Consider the following 18101-nt stretch of genomic DNA (forward strand, 5'->3'; position numbering starts at 1 on the left):
CCTCACTTATACTTCGACTGAACGGCCGACTTTGTCTTCAACAGAGTTAGCTTCTTGTTCGAAGTGGTAGCGACCTGTTTTCAGGCTGCTAGGACCTTTACGTGCAAATTTAAGCATTAGGTAAACTTCTGCAATTAGGAACACTGTGTACAGTGCGATAATTGCAAATAGTGATGTCCACAATTGCTCAAGAGTTAGCGCAGATGCGGCAACGTGTGTTGGTAGGATTTCACCTACTGCCCACGGCTGACGACCATACTCTGCAACAAACCAACCTGCTTCGATTGCGATCCAAGGAAGTGGGATACTAAATAGTGCTGCTTTTAGGATCCAAGGTTTCTGTTCGATCTTCTGACGACATGTTTGAACGAATGCCGCGCCGAATACGAATAGCATGATGAAGCCACAAGCAACCATGATGCGGAATGACCAGAATAGAGGCCAAACTGTTGGGATAGAATCATCCGCAGCCGCTTGGATTTGCTCTTCTGTCGCATCAACAACGTTTTCTGTGTAGCGTTTAAGCAGTAGGCCGTAACCTAGGTCACCTTTCACTTCATCAAACGCTGCCATGTTCTGCTCTGACTTATCGCCAGCACGCAGCTTTTCTAGTAGCTCGTATGCGTACATACCCGTGCGGATACGGTCTACGTGCTCGTCGCGTAGATCACGAAGACCTGTCACTTGCTCGTCGAATGAACGTGTCGCAATGATACCCATTACGTAAGGAATTTTGATTGCGTAGTCTGTGTGCATTGTCTCTTGGTTTGGAACACCAAACAGAGTGAATGCCGCAGGCGCTGGTTCTGTGTGCCATTCCGCTTCGATTGCTGCCAGTTTCACTTTCTGAACTTCACCTAGCTCGTAACCAGACTCATCACCTAGTACGATTACAGAAAGGATTGCCGCCATACCGAATGAAGCAGCGATGGCAAATGAACGACGAGCGAATGCGATGTCACGACCTTTTAATAGGTAGTATGAACTGATGCCTAGTACAAACATTGCGCCTGTCGTGTAGCCTGATGCTACTGTGTGTACGAATTTAACCTGAGCAACTGGGTTTAGTACCACTTCTGCGAAGCTCACCATTTCCATACGCATGGTTTCGAAGTTAAATTCTGCACCCACTGGGTTTTGCATCCAGCCGTTTGCTACAAGAATCCAAAGTGCTGAGAAGTTTGAACCTAGCGCAACCAACCATGTAACCACAAGGTGTTGACGTTTAGATAGACGATCCCAGCCAAAGAAGAAAAGACCTACGAAGGTAGATTCTAAGAAGAAGGCTACTAGGGCTTCAATCGCCAAAGGTGCACCGAATATGTCACCTACGTAGTGAGAGTAGTAAGACCAGTTAGTACCGAACTGGAATTCCATGGTTAGGCCGGTTGCCACACCAAGTGCAAAGTTAATACCGAAAAGCTTACCCCAGAACTTTGTCATGTCCTTATAGATTTGCTTGTCCGTCATTACGTACAAAGATTCCATAATGGCAAGTAGGAATGCCATACCTAGAGTCAGAGGTACGAAGAGGAAGTGATACATCGCAGTTAGTGCAAACTGCAACCGCGATAGATCAACAACATCGATCATGATTACTCCTATGTGTCGGCTGAAGACACTTTAATTACACCCTTGCCAGCATAAACAGTCGTTATTCAACTTCAATGATTGTTATTAAATAACGGTGTACTGTTGCAAAAATGTACCGTAACGGTTAGTTAATTGTTAAGCATCAGCTAATATAGCTAGGCCTAATATTACTGCTAAAAACAGGTTGTTTCAAAAGGTTTATAGGCAGAGTTCGCTTTGATTTGTATCAACTTTTGTGCGGCATTTCTGTTTAGATTTTCATCACATTGATCTATATCAAACGAATATCGGGCAATTTGTTACCCTCAGGTTATCAGGCAGGCTTGTAAGGTATTTATGCAAAACAACCACTTAACAAGTCATTGTTTTCATTTACCTACAAAGTGGTAATAAATTTCCCCCAGCGTGATCTGGATCACTAAATAAAAAAGCCTGCTATTTTTAGCAGGCTTCTGAAAACTTATTTTTCAATTCCGAAATGAAGATAGGCTCGATCGGTGGCAATTCGCCCTCTTGGCGTACGCTGTAAGTAGCCTTGTTGAATCAGATAAGGTTCAAGGACATCTTCAATGGTGTCTTTCTCTTCACCAATCGCGGCTGCCATGTTGTCTAACCCAACTGGACCGCCACCAAACTTCTCCATGATCGCCAGTAGTAGCTTTCTATCCATGTAATCGAAACCTTGGGCATCGACATCCAGCATGTTTAGCGCTTTGTCAGCAACCTCAGCACAGATATGGCCATTACCTTTCACTTCCGCGTAGTCACGTACACGTCGAAGCAGACGGTTGGCAATACGTGGAGTGCCACGTGCTCGTCTTGCAACCTCTAATGCCCCTTCAGATTCCATCGACAAACCAAGGCAATCGGCACTGCGCTGAACGATGTTTTGTAAATCTGGAATGTTGTAATACTCCAAGCGCTGAGTAATACCAAAGCGGTCGCGCAGTGGTGACGTCAACGAGCCTGCTCGTGTCGTCGCACCAATCAGGGTAAAAGGAGGAAGGTCAATTTTGATCGAGCGAGCCGCTGGCCCTTCGCCAATCATGATATCAAGCTGGTAGTCTTCCATTGCAGGATAGAGGACTTCTTCAACCATTGGGCTAAGACGGTGAATTTCGTCAATGAAGAGCACATCATTTTCTTCAAGGTTAGTCAGCAGCGCCGCTAAATCGCCGGCTTTTTCCAGTACAGGGCCAGACGTAGTGCGAATGTTGACGTCCATTTCGTTCGCCACAATGTTTGCCAATGTGGTTTTACCCAAACCCGGAGGACCGAAAATCAACAAGTGATCGAGCGCCTCATTACGAAGCTGCGCGGCTTTAATAAAGATCTCCATTTGATCACGAACATGGTCCTGACCTTTATAATCATCAAGCTTCTTAGGGCGAATAGCGCGGTCTATAACGTCTTCTTCTTTTTTATAGACTGTGTTATCTGGGGCGATTAATCGATCCGCTTCAATCATGACTTATGCCTTTATACCATCGACTTTAAAGCTTCGCGGATCAGCTGTTCACTGGTCATATCCGCTTTCTTAACTTGAGAGACCACTTTAGAGGCTTGAGTTGGCTTGTAACCGAGCGCAAGTAATGCACTTACTGCCTCTTCTTCTGCACTTTCTTGTGATTTTTGAGGTGCTGAATCCACTGGAGCTGCATCGGTAAACGGTGTAAATAGGTCACCAGCGCCCCACCCTTTCAGCCTGTCTTTCATTTCTACTACAAGGCGTTCTGCGGTCTTTTTACCAACACCCGGTAATTTCACTAGAGTCGACACGTCTTCACGCTCGACACTGGCGACAAATTGGCTTGCCGTCATGCCTGAAAGAATGCCTAAGCCTAATTTTGGCCCGACACCATTGGCTTTGATCACTTCACGGAACAAAGCACGTTCTTTGACCGTATTGAAACCATACAAAAGTTGGGCATCTTCGCGGACAACGAAATGAGTATAGATGATGGCTTCTTCACCAATGTTAGGTAGCTCATAAAAGCAGCTCATTGGCATCTGCACTTCATAGCCAATACCATTGACTTCAATCAGTAGCTCTGGTGGTTGTTTTTCAATGAGAATGCCGCGTAAACGTCCAATCACGGTGAGGTTCCTATTATCTATATCAAGTTGAGGAAGATAATAATAAATAACTGGATGGATAGCCAGTAAAACCCAATCCATGAAAAGAAAAGCCAGCAAAAGAAAATCCATCAAAAGAAAAGGAGCTTAATCGCTCCTTATCTTTATCGATATCTTCCACGTCTTGCACTGGTGGCCTTACCTGCCATCGCAATCAAGGTTTTATTGGTATTGGCATGACAAATCGCCACGCCCAACGCATCAGCCGCATCGGCTTGAGGTTTTCCTGGCAGCTTGAGCATTTGCTGAACCATGTGCTGGACTTGTTCTTTGTCGGCGCCACCTGTCCCAGTTACGGCTTGCTTGATCAAACGGGCCGCGTATTCGTACACAGGGAGGTCGGCGTTTACCGCTGCGACAATTGCGCTGCCACGAGCTTGACCAAGCTTAAGAGCAGAATCTGCATTGCGCGCCATGAAGACCTGTTCTATGGCAAAAACGTCTGGCTGGAACTGAGTAATGATCTCAGACACTCCGGCATAGATTTGCTTAAGACGCCCAGGGAGTTCTTTTTCTGAAGTGCGGATACAGCCACTGCCCATATATTGCAGATGACGACCGTTTTGACGGATAACCCCATACCCCGTAATGCGTGAGCCTGGGTCGATACCTAGAATGACTGACATTGATTCCTAATCAAGATGATTGCTTCAGAGCGTATGGTAAAGCAGACGGCTGACTATATCGAGGTAATTATTGCTCGACTCGACAATCCAGATTCTAAACTTACTTCGATCACTTGTGTTGGCTCCTCGACCAAGCGGTCACCAGTCCAGTAATCGTACCAATAGACTGGATAATTGGCCGTCAGAGTCACTTCTCGGCTTGGCTGATGATAGTTAAACAAGCAATGCAAGTCATTGTGTTCTGTCAGAGGCAAAAATGCGTGGTGCAAGTTTAATGCGGTAAAGCGGGCTGACTCTTGGCTATGTTTGTGCCTCACTAACAATTTGGACAAACTACGCTTCGCAAAAGGCGTGAGATCTGGCAGTGGATCACCTGATAGCAGCAGCCCGCCACTGGCTAACAGCACATCTCGGTGAAATTCATAGTTATGTCGGTCTGTCGTCTGGTTGGCTAACGAGACAAACGTGGCACAATCTGGGTCGATTTGCCAAAGCTTGCGATGTTGCCAACTGCGATAAAACGTTTCTTTGGCGATTTGTTCAAATCGGCTGCCACAGCGTTCCACATCATCAGACACTCGCATCGCATCGACCAATCCCAGTGACGGCCACATAGGCGCGTTGCAACCTAAGATCAAGGCATCCCCAGCCCCTTTCGCTATGGCTTGCATACCTAGACGATAGGCTTCAACCCCTGTAACACCAGACTCACTGCGTACACCTTTCAATGTTCCCCAGTAATTGGCGTCTAGCTTAAACAGCTCTACACCCCACTCTTCGCGCATTGTCTTCACAATATTTGTGATATGTTCTTGAACCTCTGGCTGGGTCATGTCCAACATATACCAAGGCGTACAACGCCAACCTGCATAGGTAATGTCTTCGGCTTTTAACAAACCTCCATTGGCATCACGCACAAACCACTCTGGATGTTGCTGGAAAACGGCTGACTCAGGCTGAGCAATGAAAGGGGCTAACCAAATCGAAGGCCTCTTACCCTTTGACTTAATCCCTTCGAGCACGCTTTTTATACCTGATGGGAATTTGTCTGACGGGGTAAGCCAGTCTCCCATGTAGGCTTGATATCCATCATCGAGAAGTACATAGTCGAAAGGTTTGAGCGATGTCTGCATAACCTCAACGTTATCTCGAATATCCTGCTCATTCACGTCAGCATAATAGGCATACCAAGAACACCAACCTAACGGTGCTGGCTGGCTAACCCCTTGACGGGCTGGATGACGTTGAGCGATAAGGTCACAAAACTCAGCATACAGCGCAGACATAGACTCACCGCGCAAGGCAACGACGGACTCTAGCTGATTGGTGGCCCACTCTTGTGGCAACGTGCCTTCACCATCGATGTAAGCGTTGATAGTTAAGCGGCCATCGTCGTCATTGACCGTAAAATACCCAGCAAAGCGATGACAGCTCGTAAAGCCAAACAGAGCGTAGCCTAATGAATCTTCTACCAATAGGTAGTTGTAATAGCGTTTAGACTGCTGAGACGAGTAAATTCGATATGCGGGACTGTTATCAGGGCATCGACCAATATCGATAGGATGGTCAGCGCTGCCTGTTGTTTGCGCTAACATCTGAAAACCGTCGCCTAATAAGGTCGCTTGGCGTTCAAAACCAAAGGCGGTCTGAAACAGTAAGTAGCTCTCTTCAATCGGCTGATTTGTTAGACCGCGAAAGCGAAAGCTGATTTCGTTTTCATTAACACTAAAAGCAAGATCACTGTTGCTAATGACAAGCTCTCGCTCGTTCTCAAGTTGAACGGTTTGAAACATACACTACCCTAAACGATATCGATTGCACCAATTAGAGCACTCGGTCTATTTGTTGTCTATTTACTCATTAACACAAAGGGTTACCTTCATCACGTTTCTGCCAGCCAAATGACAAAGCTATAGATACGAAAAAGCCCTCCATCTCCGGAGGGCAAAAAAGGCAGTGGATTATTGCGCTAAGCTTCCTGCTTTTATGATAAACGGCCTACCATGTAGGCCGTAATTTCAGAGCCTGAAACTCTATTAGAAATCGTAAGCAACCTTGAAGAATGCTTCTAGATCATCGTTGTTGTTGTCATCAGACATGTCAACTTTGAAGTCTACTAGAGTAGATAGCTTGTTAGTGATTTGGTAAGACGCACCGAAGTTAACCCACTCAGAATCAACACCGTTTGAAACGTAAGCTTCTTGGTTTGCGTAACCCGCAGCTAGGTATAGTTTGTCCATTGTGTAACCAACAGATGTGCTCACTAGCAGAGAATCTTGACCGTTGAACTTCTCGTGTTGAGCAACGTTAGCGCCGATAGCAAACTCGCCGAAGTAAGCCACACCGTTCACAAGCATGATTTCTTCGATGTCGTCAGCGCTGTTGTCTTCGTCGTTGTTTTCGTAACCAGCGTTAACTTGGAACTGCTCGTTTTGGAAACCTACGTAACCGTTGAAACCTTTCTGGCCAGAAGCGTCTGCTTCACGGTCACCGTAGTAAGAAACTGCGTATTTGAAGCCTTCTTTCATGCCTTCAAACTTAACGACTTGGTTAACGTCTGAAGCGTCAGATGCAGAAGCACCAAATTCGATTGTTAGGTCAGCTGCGCCGTCTACTGCGTCTAGAGCTGAATCGTTAGCGTAACCTAGAGAAGCCACACCAAAGCCAGTTTTGTAACCAGCCCATGCATCGATAACTGTGAAAGATGCATCCATTGAAGAGTAGTTGTCTGCTAGGTCAAATTCACCTGCGAATTGGCCTAGTACGTTACCTTTCTGGTAGTTAACAAATAGGTCAAAACCTGTTACACCACCGTTGTAGAATTCCTGTTTTTTATCAGTGTCGTTACCATTTTCATCTTTTTCAAAACGACCATCTGCATAGTAACCACCTACTGCTACTTGACCACCAACAGAGAACTCGTCGCCTGACATGATTAGGTCGATGATTGACTCACGTGCACGCTCAGAAGCGTCTTGGTTTACGTCGTTTGCGATTGCAGAACCTGCAACAAGCGAAAGAGCTACTGCTAATACTGTCTTTTTCATTTTTATTTGTTCCTATAAATTTTTATTTATGAGCGTCATATACCACCTGCTCGCTCTGGTGGAGAAAACTATTCCCACACCCAATAATTGACAAATAAAATGATCAAAAGAGATCTAATTGAAAGGAACGAAAAACGCACTTAAATATCAATACTTATAAAAATCGAACACAGAACAGGCTGTATGAACACAAAAAAGAGAAGCAAATCACAACTATTGTCAGAAAAACCTAAAATGCAACGATTATAGTTATTGGTAGATTTATCAGAGAAAATGAACTCATCTACCCGACTAATGTGATTAACAACCGATTAAATGATTGAATCAAACATCATCAACTAAACTGAAAAGATGAATAAAGCTTGCAGCAAAGGCGTTAAAAGGTGGCTATTGGCAATTTTTCTGGGCTTAACATGCTCTGTGTTAGGCTTGGGAGTCAGTGCAACTCCGCTTAAAGTAGCTCAAAGTAAGTGGGCTCCTTACATTATGGACTCCCCGATTGGTAAAGGTATCGCACACGATATCGTGACAATGGGGCTAGCCGATGCCGGATATCAATTTTATTACGAGCAAAAGCCCTGGGCTCGCGTGTTAAAAGAAACCTATTATGGTAAGAATGACGTCATCATCGCGATTTGGAAGAACGACAAACGAAAACGTCACTACTACTTCACCGAGCCGTATATGGTGAATCGTCTATCCGTGATTTCGCTTAAAGGCAGGAGTGAGTTTGAATACAAGGATTTAGAAAGCTTAAGTGGCAAGCGCATTGCGATAATCGATAACTATGCGTACCCGCCAGAACTGCTCAACCACAAACACATCACTAAAGTGGCGTCTAACAACTTAGAAACGAGCATACGCTTATTGCTGTCGCATCGGGCTGATCTTCTCGTCACCGATGAGTTTGTCGCGCGGTGGATGATCAAAGAAATGAATTTGCCACTGGAGCGTTTCAAAGTTCACTCTATCCCTTTAACCATCACGCCACTTTTCGCCGCCGTTAGAAAAGACCACCCCATCGCGCAGCAGATTGTCTATAGCCTTAATTTCTATTTTAGGAACCTGCCAGCAGAGCAAGTTCGACAGCTGCAACTCAAGTATGGCTTGGTTAACTCTGACTAAATCATGAGTAATCCTCTTGCCTCATTGGTATTTTCTACGCACACAAAAAAACCAGCCCGAAGGCTGGTTTTTGTTTATATCATGTCGAAGATTACGCGACTTCGATTGGACCACCGAATGAAGTCACTGGCGGTACTTTGCCTGTGAACTTCTCGAAGTCTACGATACACGTGTTTGCAGACGTCGCCTGAGCAAGTTCAGAAGAACCGATATCTTGAGTCAGCGTGTTTGGATCGCCGTACGTACAGATAGCGCCTTCTTTCTCATTCAGAGGGCCGTACCACGCGCCTTCTTCAATACGGATAACGCCACGTGGGTAGCTATCAGTCACCACGGCACCAGCAAGAAGCTGACCACGGTCGTTGAATACGCGTACTAGGTCACCGTCTTTAATGCCCTTCGCTTTCGCATCAACTGGGTTGATGTAAACAGGCTCACGGCCTTGAACAGCGTAAGTAGCGCGGAACTCTTCTGATTCACACATCTGAGAGTGCAGACGCTTGTCTGGGTGACAAGATTGCAGCCAGTATGGGTGTTTGTCAGAACCAGGACCACCGTGTGAACGTTCTGATTTCTCGAACCACATTGGGTGTTCTTGACAGTGTTCGTAACCGTAACGACCGATCTTACGAGAAGTGATCTCGATGAAACCAGAAGGTGTACCCAGTGGGTTAATTTCTGGGTCTTGACGGAAGTCAGCGTGACGAACCCAAGGCTTACCTTGACCGAAGTCTAGTACGCTCTGCTCCCAGAACTCATTGAATTCTGGCATCTCGAACTTACCTTTATTCGAAGCACGACAATCGTTGTACAGGCTTTCTATCCACTCCATTTCGCTCATGCCACGTGTGTATTCATCACGGCGGCCGAAGCGTTGAGTCAGTTCACTCATGATCTGGAAGTCAGGCTTAGATTGGAACAGAGGATCCACTAAGCGGTGCATCGCGATAAGACCTTTGCTTGAGTATGAACCGTAAACGTCGATGTCGTTACGTTCCCACTGAGTACAAGCAGGAAGAACGATATCAGAGAAACGACATGTTGCAGTCCAAGCAAACTCAACCGTTACCACAGTCTGAAGCTTCTTGAATGCTTTCTTCATGCGGTTACGATCTTGGTGGTGATGCCAAGGGTTGTTACCCGAGATAACCATCATCTTGAAGTCAGGCAGTTTCACTTTACCGCCGTTGTAACGGATCTCTTTACCTGGTTCTAATAGACAGTCGATCCAACGCGCAACAGGGATTGTGCGGCTGTAACCGTTAAAGTCGTTGTTGTCCCATTTAGGCTTCATACCTTGGTCAAGGTTACGAGGGAAACCACCAGGGCCAGCAAAACCAGTAGAAGGAACACCGATACTTGAGTAGTGGTGACCGTAAGAGATACCACCGCCAGGTAGACCGATTTGACCAACCATTGCTGCAACAACTGCGGCTGCCCAGTAAGGCTGCTCACCGTGTTCTTGACGCTGAATACACCAACCCATCAGGATCTGTGTACGACCGTTTACAAGCATACGAGCAAATTCGCGGATCTTGTCAGCTTTAACGCCACAGATCTCAGCAGCCCATTCAGGTGTCTTAACAACTTTATCTTTCGTCTCACCCTGAACGTACTGGATGAACTCGTTGAAGCCTAGACAGTAAGTTTCGATGAACTTCTTGTCGTATAGGTCTTCGTTGTACAGCACGTGCGCTACAGCTAGCATGAATGCTACGTCTGTTAGCGGGTTGATGTACAAGTGATCGTTTTCTAGGTAACGCTGAGTCTTGTTCTTAACTGGGTCGACAGAAAGTACGTTGATCTCGCCTTTTGCTACTTTCTCTTTTAGCTGAGCTAGGTAGTCAAAAGATTCGTGCGTTTCACAGTTCCAACCTACTTGCAGGTTCTTCACTGGGTCGTTTGCCCAAAGAACGATGTTGTCTGCGTTTTCTAGGATTTCAGACCAAGAAGTACCTTGTGCGTATACTTCTGTTGAACCTAGAACGTAAGGAAGGATAGTTTGACCAGCACCTGTTGAGTAGTCACCCACTTTAGTGATGAAGTTACCATGCATACCAACAGCACGTTGCATGTGAGCTGTACAGTTGTTGAATGCACCAGTCTGGTTCCAACCTGTTTGACCCGCGTGCAGAGCCCATGGACCGTAATCTTTTTGAACACGTTCTAGTTCACGGTAGAACAGGTCAAGTGCTTCATCCCAAGTGACACGGATAAAACGGTTGTCACCGCGAGTATCTGCGCTGTACTTGTGCTTTTTCAGCCAATCTAGACGTACCATTGGGTAACGAACGCGTGATGGGCTGTAGATAATGCCTTTAATACCGTTCAACATCTCTGTTGGGTTTTTATCTAGTTCAATAGCTTTGATTTCTTGAACTTTACCCGCGTAGATGTGGGCGCGGAACGCGCCCCAGTGTGAACCTGAAACCTTCCAAGTCCCTGTCGACTCAGCTGCACTTGCAGACGCTGATGCCAATAAGCTTGGACCGATTACTGATGCTGCACTAGTTGTTGCAACACCTTTAAGAAAACTTCTTCGTGAAATAGCCATTTAATTTACTCCAATCCGACGCTTATTAGTGGTGGCCTTCAACATAATCTGAAGAGTGCTTCTGCAGGTACTTCAAGATCAGTGCTTCGCTGTCTGTGTCTAGGTTAACGAATGCAAGCATACCGTCAAACATACCAGGCCATGTGTTCGCATCGAAGTGCGCTTCGTCAGGCTGCGTGTGACATACAGAACAGTTTGTTTTGTACGCTTCAGCTGATTTTTCCCATACCGGAGTGATGTCGTTCAGCATAGATTCTTTCTTGATCCATACTTTCGCTGCCACTTTCTCCCATGGAAGACCTGTTAGCTCATCCACTTTTTTCTCGCCAGTTGTAACAACGTTGCTGTCTGTTGACGCTTCTTTAAGTAGAGAAGCAACCGCAATGTTCTTACCAAAGTCTTCTTGAATTACACGACCAAAGCCTTTCGCTTTACGCCAGCCGTCAATTTCGATTTCAGCGTAATCGCCTTTGTCAGCAATCACAGTCACTGAAGACGCAGGGTTAAGTAGACCTGCTTCAGTCTTACCTTCAGCATCAAAGTAGATTGGTAGGTGACGAACACTGACTAGCGTTTGACCAACATCGTATTTCGTGTTCGAAGCTAGACCTTCAAGATCGCCAACGATACCGCCGATGCTGTCCATGCCAGCTGGAAGTTTGTGCGCGATACCTTTGTGACAGTCAACACAGCTTTGATCTTTCTCAGCGGCTTGCTTCATTTGGATACGAGCCGTAGGAGACATTTGCTCGAAATCCATTGAGTCGTAGTTGTGACAGTTTTTACACTCTAGAGATTGGTTTGCAGAGAAACGATCCCATTCGTGCTTAGCAAGTTCGATACGGCGCTCTTCAAACGCACCTGGTTCATCGTAGTTGCCAAAGACTTGAGCGAATACTTCTTTAGAAGCCTGCATCTTACGTGCAATTTTATCTGTCCAGTTGTGAGGAACGTGACAGTCAGGACACGTAGCACGAACACCAGAGTTGTTTTTCCAGTGCACTGTGTCTTGTAGTTCAACGTATACGTTGTCACGCATTGTGTGACAGCTGATACAGAATTCTTCTGTGTTGGTTGCTTCAAGTGCTGTGTTAAAGCCACCCCAGAAAATAACACCAGCGATGAAGCCGCCCATAGTCAGCACGCCCAAGCTGATATGAACTGCAGGACGCGTCATAGTGCGCCACAGCTTGATGATAAATGATTTCATAGTTTGCTCTCTTAAAATCTTTTTAAAAATGTGGAAATGAGCTCACGGCTTACATGCCGTGTGCACCTGGAGGTCCAAAGAAGAACACTTGCATTGCCCATACAAGGAATCCGTAACCACCCACGAATGCCACGCTCAGCACCGGGAAGAGAACAACCGCGATGAAGAGGAATGACTTCCACTCCAGAGAACGTTTTTCACCGCTCTCAATTTTATTAACATCACTCATACATTTGCCTATTTTGTACTTAGTGTTATTCGATAGCTTTTTTGAAAAAGCTTAATTTTTTTCAATCACTGTTAAGAAATGTTAGACCATACTATTAGTAAGGTTCAATCGATTCCTTGTTATCTTTCTTTGTTATTCAATACTTTTTTGAGCTCATCCAGAGATGTGTCCGATTAATCCACCATGTATCATGATGCATCAAAATATTAAAATATGTTAACAGTAAACAAAGCGTTAAATCTATCACAATTCAGTTACATAACATCGAGTTTTGCTCATTTTTCTCGCTATTGAAGCACGATTTTTGCGTCATTCAAGTCACTGATTTGCATAGAAACCCGCAACCGAATGTTAACAAAACAAACAAAACGACGCCCTGTATATGATCAATTTTTTGGTAATTCATTGAAAGAGAATACTCAGCCAGCAAACGACTAAAAAGCCTTCCTCCTACACGCTTAAATCTACTCCACTAAACAATAGTACGATAAGATAACAAGGTTCATGATGGAGCACTTCTATGACCACTATTGTCGACATTCCTTGGCACATTCTCGCTTTGTTTTTTTCTTGTTTGGTTATTCCCTTGGCCATCAACTCCTACTACCAATTAGGTATAGCAAAAGACAGCGTAATTAGCGTTGCAAGAATGACAATTCAGCTCATTCTTGTTGGCCTATATCTTCAATATTTATTTGAATTGGACAGTCTACTGGTTAACCTTGTATGGCTTTTGGTCATGATCTCTATCGGTGCTAGCTCGATTCTAGATAAAGCAAAACTGCCAAAATCAGCCCTGTTCCTACCCGTATTTATTGGCTTATTTGTTGGCTTAGCCCCTATTCTTATTATTCTCTGTTTTGCGATTATTAAACCGACGCCACTTTACAATGCCCAATATGTCATCCCTCTTGCTGGCATGCTGCTGGGTAACTCTCTAGGTGGGAACATCATTGTTCTACAAAACTTTTACTCGGCATTGGAAGAGCGCAAGTCAGAATATGAAGCGGCGATTGCCTTAGGGGCTTCCATACACTACGCCACACTGCCTTTCTTGCGTGCTGCTGTGTCCAAATCATTAGCACCAACTTTGGCCTCTATGGCCACCAGCGGTTTAGTGACACTACCGGGCATGATGACTGGGCAGATCCTTAGTGGCACCGATCCGCTTATCGCCATTAAGTACCAGTTGATGATCATGATAGCGATCTTTGTGATGATCTCCGTCTCCACGATCGTGACGTTAAACCTTGCAATAAAGAAGACCATTCACCCCCACGGCCGTGTACGGGTTCGATTTAGCTGACATTAATATCAATGCTTAATTGTTTGGTTGAAAGATCTTATCCACAGAATCTGTGGATAACCGTGGTGATACTTCTTTGACATCAATCACTTTGAACACTTGTTAATCCAATAGAACCAAATTTCCTTTGCATTCATGCGCATATCGTTTAATTCGCTAAACGTAATAAATTTGACACCTCATCACTGTAAGGTGCAATTAAGCCAAGCAAAGGAGCAATGTCATGGCAGAGCACACACGCATTCCATCCTTCCGTACGAACGAATTAGGCGATATGGATATGGTAGATTGGTTGATCGATACACCTGAAGCGCTGGCCGTTTTCACAGAGATCAATACAATAATGGCCCACCGAAGCGAGCCATTATTATCGACAAAGATCGTGAATTAATCGCGAAGGTAGATCAACCAGTACCACATACCAACAAACAAGCCGCCACCAATAATATTACCCAATGTGACTGGAAGCAGATTGTTCAATAGGAAATCGATCATATTAAGATCCGCATAATCGGCAATGTTCGCTCCGGTCATTTGCCAGAACTCGGCAGGCGCGAAATTCTTGATACCAATTGCCATAGGTACTTGGAACATATTCGCAATACAGTGCTCAAAGCCCGCTGATACAAACATTGCAACTGGCAAGATCATGACCGCAATTTTATCTGTTAGGGTTCGCCCACTGAATGTCATCCACACGGCAATGCACACCAACACATTACACATCACGCCTAGCGCCACCGCAGACAAGAAAGTGTGATGCATTTTGTGTTGAGAAATCGCCATCGCATTTAAGCCAACCTGACCATGATCAAACATGTACTGCTTGGTCAGTAGCATACAGGCAACAAGCAACAGAGCACCAATCAAGTTGCCACCGTAAACCACAGCCCAGTTTTTAAATAGACACTTCCAACTGATCTTACCGCTTGCACGAGCCACGAGCGTCAATACCGAGCTGGTAAAGAGTTCACCACCCGTGACCACAACAAGGATTAGGCCAAGGCTGAACGCTAAACCACCCAGTAAACGAGTAATGCCCCAAGGTAAATCACCTGCGCCTGTTGTCACTATGGTGTAGAAGACAAACGCAATACCAATATGGATACCCGCTGAAATAGCCAACAAAAATGATTTAACCGGATCTTTTGTAGCTTTGCCTACGCCAATTTCTGCCGCACGCTCTGCCATTTGGGGAGGAAGTAGAGAGTCAAACTGGTTTAGATTTATCATTACGAAACATTTTGCAACAAGTGGATTTGTGGGCGCGGATAATTACTCTATTTGTGATCAAATTCAAGCTCTAATTCTTCTTCACCGACGAAATGGGCTTATTCAAAATAGAACTCTCACTTTTTCACTGACGATACCGGATAAAAATAGGTAAAAGGAACCGAAAGAGAATAATAAATACTATTGAAATTCAATCAGTTAATTACAATACAATGGTTTAACTTTGTTCTCTACCCTACTTTAGTTTAATTCTTCATATAGAGTATTGTTATTATTCAGTTTTGCTATTAAGCAATCACCCAGATCGCTTAAAACGTCAATCATCATTAGTCTTTGATTTATGTCTATTCTTGTTGTTTTCGGCTACCTTAGCAGCAAATTCGCACAACCATTTTAATAAAGTAAGGGTTAGATAACACTTCTTACCGCATTTGGTTGCTGATTATCGACTTCGTGATTAAGTTGAAATGAGCACTTTCGATAAGGATTGAAATATGAAATTTACGCCTGAACACATGTCTGAACTTAACCTATTGCTTCAATTCGACATCAGCAGCTCTGCGACAGGTATTAAGGTTCACCAAGACGCGTCTGAAGAAATGCAGGCAGCGGTAAAGCGTCTGTATGAAAAAGGCTTATGTACTCTTCCTGATGGTGGTTACCTAACGGATGAAGGGATTGAGATGGCCGAGCATGCCGATAAAGCCTTACGCGTCTTAGCAAGCTAATAGCAACATTTTTGCTATTCTTTTATTACTAAAAATCGCCAGCAAATCTTGCTGGCGATTTTGATCGTACCTTTATGTGGTTTACTTCTACGCTTTTGCAATCCACGACTGGTAAGGCTGGTATCGATCGTACAACCAGTTAAAACCCGTTGCATAGAAAAAGAAGAACACTAAGAACCCCGCTTCTAGCATCAATGCTTGTAAGATCGTCATCTGCAAGAACCACGCAATGGTTGGTACAGTGATAAATATCAGCCCCCCTTCAAAGCCAGCAGTATGTAACAGTCTTGTTTTTAAACTGCGCTCATTACGGTCAACATGGCACACTCGGTCAAACATCAAGTTATAGACATAATTCCATACGACTGTGAACAGGCTAAGCCCAACGCCGACAATCGCAAGATCGCTCGCGCCTTGCCCTGTCACCGCAGAAGTTATCGGTAGAATCAACATCAACGCCAACACTTCAAACAACACGGCATGGAAAATTCGTTCTTTAGTTTTCACTGAAATATCTCTTTTGGTTCATAAATCTTGGCGTAATAATCATCTATAGTTAAGATAGTTAAAAGTTAGATACCATCAGCAAAAGCGATATGTTTAGCATCGAACAACTTCAAGCCTTTGTGGCTACCGTAGAAAGTGGATCATTTTCCGCTGCTGCACGGTCTCTGAACAAAGTTCAGTCTGCGATCAGCCAGCATATTATCAACCTCGAATTAGACAGCGGTTTTGAACTCTTCGACCGTTCGGGGCGCTACCCTCAATTAACCCCTCAAGGCAAACAGCTGCTACCTTACGCAAAAGCGACACTTCAACAGCACAACCGATTAAAGCAAAGCGCAGCCCAGATTTTCAATCACGAGCACGCTGACCTTACGATTGCGATCGATGAAGGCATTCCGATGACCCAGCTGTATGCGGCTCTAGAACGAGTGTTGGAGATTTACCCTGGTGTGAACTTTGAATTTCTTGCCGCTGCCAGCGTTGATGTGATTGAGCTGGTTGAGTCAAAACGCGCGACCACAGGCATTCTGTTCTCAGAGCTCGATCTACCAGCAGGGATCGATTTTGAGTCGGTAGGCAGTCTTCAGTTTGATGTTTATGTAGCAAGCCAACATGAATTAGCTCAAGTAACCTCACCAAACTTAGAGTACCTAACGCTTCATCGCCAACTTGTGGTTCGTTCGAAAACAACCAAGACCAGCAGTTTTCAAAAAGCCTACAGCCCTAATGTTTGGTATGCTGATAACTACTACATCCTTATGGACCTGCTCTCGAAAGGATATGGCTGGGGCGTACTGCCCACTCACATGGTAAAAACGTTAGTCGAGCAGGGAACCATTGTTCGTGTTCCGATCGAATTTAAACAACTGACATGGCAAGCCAACGTCGATGTCATCCAACATCCAAGCGTCAGTGCAATGCCTATCCACACTAGGTTACGAGCCGCAATTAGAGACTTACTTACAGGGAGTCAACAGTGAAAACGATCACCGTCATTGGTGGAGGCTGGTTGGGCCGTCCATTAGCACACTATTTAGAGACTATCGGTCATCAAACGTATGTCAGCAAAACTACCAACGAAGGTGTACAGCAGCTCAAACAAGAGTCTTTGAACGCCTTTGAGTTTGATCTTAATGCCCCCCTTGAGGATTTGATCGCTCTCCTAAGTAAACAGTCTCCTGATATCGTCATCGGTTGTTTTCCTCCGGGCTTTCGTTCTGGAGGCGGCGTTCAATATGTTGAACACTGGAAGAAGCTAGTCGAGGCTTGTTTAGCCGCTGAAGTGACAAAACTTGTGATGGTCAGTTCAACGACGGTTTACCCAGACACGGCTGACGCCATGCTAGAAGATCAAGCTTCTTTGTCATTGAGTCAAAGCCATGACCAATTTGGCGACAAAGCCAAAATCATGTTACAGGCTGAGCAATATGTGAAAGATTCTGGTCTAAAGTTTGGTGTAGTCCGCTGTAGTGGCCTCGTTGGCCCAGAGCGTCATCCTTCTCGTTTTGCTCCGCGACTCAAGCAAGTGAGTGATTTGGCACCAGCCAACATGCTGCATTTAACCGATGCTGTTGGCGCTGTCAGCTTTGTCGCTAATCTAGAACAAAATTGTGTCGTCAATGCCACCACCCCAAATACCGTCAGTAAAGCAGAGTTCTACCAAGCAGCACTAGACAGCGTTGGCTCAAACGAGCCTCTTCCGCCTATCGTCCATATTGCCGATAAACGTATTGTCGCTGATGCACTGATTAACCTTGGTTACCGCTTCCACCATCTGCATACGCTTGAGTTGGTCTAGACAGAGAGG

At 45.0% G+C, this 18101-nt stretch carries 17 protein-coding genes; 6 read left to right on the forward strand and 11 right to left on the reverse strand.

Annotated features, from left to right (window positions below; translation table 11 throughout):
• Positions 1-6: 6 nt before the first annotated feature.
• The 6 genes from cydA to EJ063_RS11600 all read right to left on the reverse strand — a co-directional run bounded on the left by cydA (position 7) and on the right by EJ063_RS11600 (position 7402).
• Positions 7-1593 carry a cytochrome ubiquinol oxidase subunit I gene (gene cydA / locus EJ063_RS11575; RefSeq protein ID WP_126574437.1) on the reverse strand — a complete coding sequence of 529 codons (1587 nt, stop codon included), beginning with the start codon at positions 1591-1593 and terminating at the stop codon, positions 7-9.
• A 460-nt stretch (positions 1594-2053) separates the two neighbouring features.
• The gene (gene ruvB / locus EJ063_RS11580) at positions 2054-3061 is read right to left on the reverse strand and encodes a Holliday junction branch migration DNA helicase RuvB (protein WP_126574438.1); all 1008 of its coding nucleotides are present in this window, start codon (positions 3059-3061) and stop codon (positions 2054-2056) included.
• A gap of 11 nt (positions 3062-3072) precedes the next feature.
• The gene (gene ruvA, locus EJ063_RS11585; protein WP_126574439.1) at positions 3073-3690 is read right to left on the reverse strand and encodes a Holliday junction branch migration protein RuvA; all 618 of its coding nucleotides are present in this window, start codon (positions 3688-3690) and stop codon (positions 3073-3075) included.
• A 143-nt stretch (positions 3691-3833) separates the two neighbouring features.
• Positions 3834-4355, reverse strand: a complete 522-nt coding sequence (gene ruvC / locus EJ063_RS11590) for a crossover junction endodeoxyribonuclease RuvC (RefSeq protein ID WP_126574440.1) — start codon at positions 4353-4355, stop codon at positions 3834-3836.
• A 53-nt stretch (positions 4356-4408) separates the two neighbouring features.
• Positions 4409-6148 carry a glycoside hydrolase family 36 protein gene (locus tag EJ063_RS11595; protein ID WP_126574441.1) on the reverse strand — a complete coding sequence of 580 codons (1740 nt, stop codon included), beginning with the start codon at positions 6146-6148 and terminating at the stop codon, positions 4409-4411.
• 243 nt (positions 6149-6391) lie between these two features.
• Entirely contained in the window at positions 6392-7402 is a 1011-nt protein-coding gene (locus tag EJ063_RS11600; RefSeq protein ID WP_126574442.1) for a porin, read from the reverse strand.
• Positions 7403-7792: 390 nt separating this feature from the next.
• Here EJ063_RS11600 and EJ063_RS11605 point away from each other — a divergent pair, with 390 nt between their 5' ends.
• Positions 7793-8527: a substrate-binding periplasmic protein gene (locus EJ063_RS11605; RefSeq protein WP_244225183.1), complete on the forward strand. Its 735-nt coding sequence runs from the start codon at positions 7793-7795 to the stop codon at positions 8525-8527.
• A gap of 91 nt (positions 8528-8618) precedes the next feature.
• Here EJ063_RS11605 and torA read toward each other — a convergent pair whose 3' ends face one another.
• Genes torA through torE form a run of 3 tightly spaced genes read right to left on the reverse strand, consistent with a single transcriptional unit; the run spans position 8619 to position 12520 of the window.
• A complete protein-coding gene (gene torA / locus EJ063_RS11610; protein ID WP_126574444.1) occupies positions 8619-11081 on the reverse strand; it encodes a trimethylamine-N-oxide reductase TorA in 2463 nt (820 codons plus the stop codon).
• Between the two features lie 25 nt (positions 11082-11106).
• Positions 11107-12291, reverse strand: coding sequence for a pentaheme c-type cytochrome TorC (torC, locus tag EJ063_RS11615; RefSeq protein WP_126574445.1), 1185 nt, complete (start codon positions 12289-12291; stop codon positions 11107-11109).
• Positions 12292-12340: 49 nt separating this feature from the next.
• Positions 12341-12520: a trimethylamine N-oxide reductase system protein TorE gene (torE, locus tag EJ063_RS11620; protein ID WP_004413423.1), complete on the reverse strand. Its 180-nt coding sequence runs from the start codon at positions 12518-12520 to the stop codon at positions 12341-12343.
• A 520-nt stretch (positions 12521-13040) separates the two neighbouring features.
• On the opposite strand from torE, the gene EJ063_RS11625 reads away from it, so the two are divergent.
• Positions 13041-13826, forward strand: coding sequence for an ABC transporter permease (locus tag EJ063_RS11625; RefSeq protein WP_126574446.1), 786 nt, complete (start codon positions 13041-13043; stop codon positions 13824-13826).
• 223 nt (positions 13827-14049) lie between these two features.
• Complete coding sequence (locus EJ063_RS20890) at positions 14050-14217, forward strand: hypothetical protein (RefSeq protein WP_158675999.1); 168 nt, start codon at positions 14050-14052, stop codon at positions 14215-14217.
• On the opposite strand, the gene focA is transcribed toward EJ063_RS20890, so the two are convergent.
• A complete protein-coding gene (gene focA / locus EJ063_RS11630; protein ID WP_126574543.1) occupies positions 14214-15056 on the reverse strand; it encodes a formate transporter FocA in 843 nt (280 codons plus the stop codon). The genes EJ063_RS20890 and focA overlap by 4 nt on opposite strands.
• 497 nt (positions 15057-15553) lie before the next feature.
• On the opposite strand from focA, the gene EJ063_RS11635 reads away from it, so the two are divergent.
• Positions 15554-15787: a TIGR02647 family protein gene (locus EJ063_RS11635; RefSeq protein WP_126574447.1), complete on the forward strand. Its 234-nt coding sequence runs from the start codon at positions 15554-15556 to the stop codon at positions 15785-15787.
• 87 nt (positions 15788-15874) lie between these two features.
• On the opposite strand, the gene EJ063_RS11640 is transcribed toward EJ063_RS11635, so the two are convergent.
• Complete coding sequence (locus EJ063_RS11640; RefSeq protein WP_126574448.1) at positions 15875-16294, reverse strand: PACE efflux transporter; 420 nt, start codon at positions 16292-16294, stop codon at positions 15875-15877.
• 89 nt (positions 16295-16383) lie between these two features.
• On the opposite strand from EJ063_RS11640, the gene EJ063_RS11645 reads away from it, so the two are divergent.
• Together EJ063_RS11645 and EJ063_RS11650 are read left to right on the forward strand one after the other, a co-directional pair.
• A complete protein-coding gene (locus EJ063_RS11645) occupies positions 16384-17274 on the forward strand; it encodes a LysR family transcriptional regulator (protein ID WP_126574449.1) in 891 nt (296 codons plus the stop codon).
• Positions 17271-18092 carry an NAD-dependent epimerase/dehydratase family protein gene (locus EJ063_RS11650; RefSeq protein ID WP_126574450.1) on the forward strand — a complete coding sequence of 274 codons (822 nt, stop codon included), beginning with the start codon at positions 17271-17273 and terminating at the stop codon, positions 18090-18092. Before EJ063_RS11645 ends, EJ063_RS11650 begins: the two co-directional genes overlap by 4 nt.
• Positions 18093-18101: the final 9 nt, after the last annotated feature.

This window comes from Vibrio aquaticus (assembly GCF_003970385.1).
Taxonomy (GTDB): domain Bacteria; phylum Pseudomonadota; class Gammaproteobacteria; order Enterobacterales; family Vibrionaceae; genus Vibrio; species Vibrio aquaticus.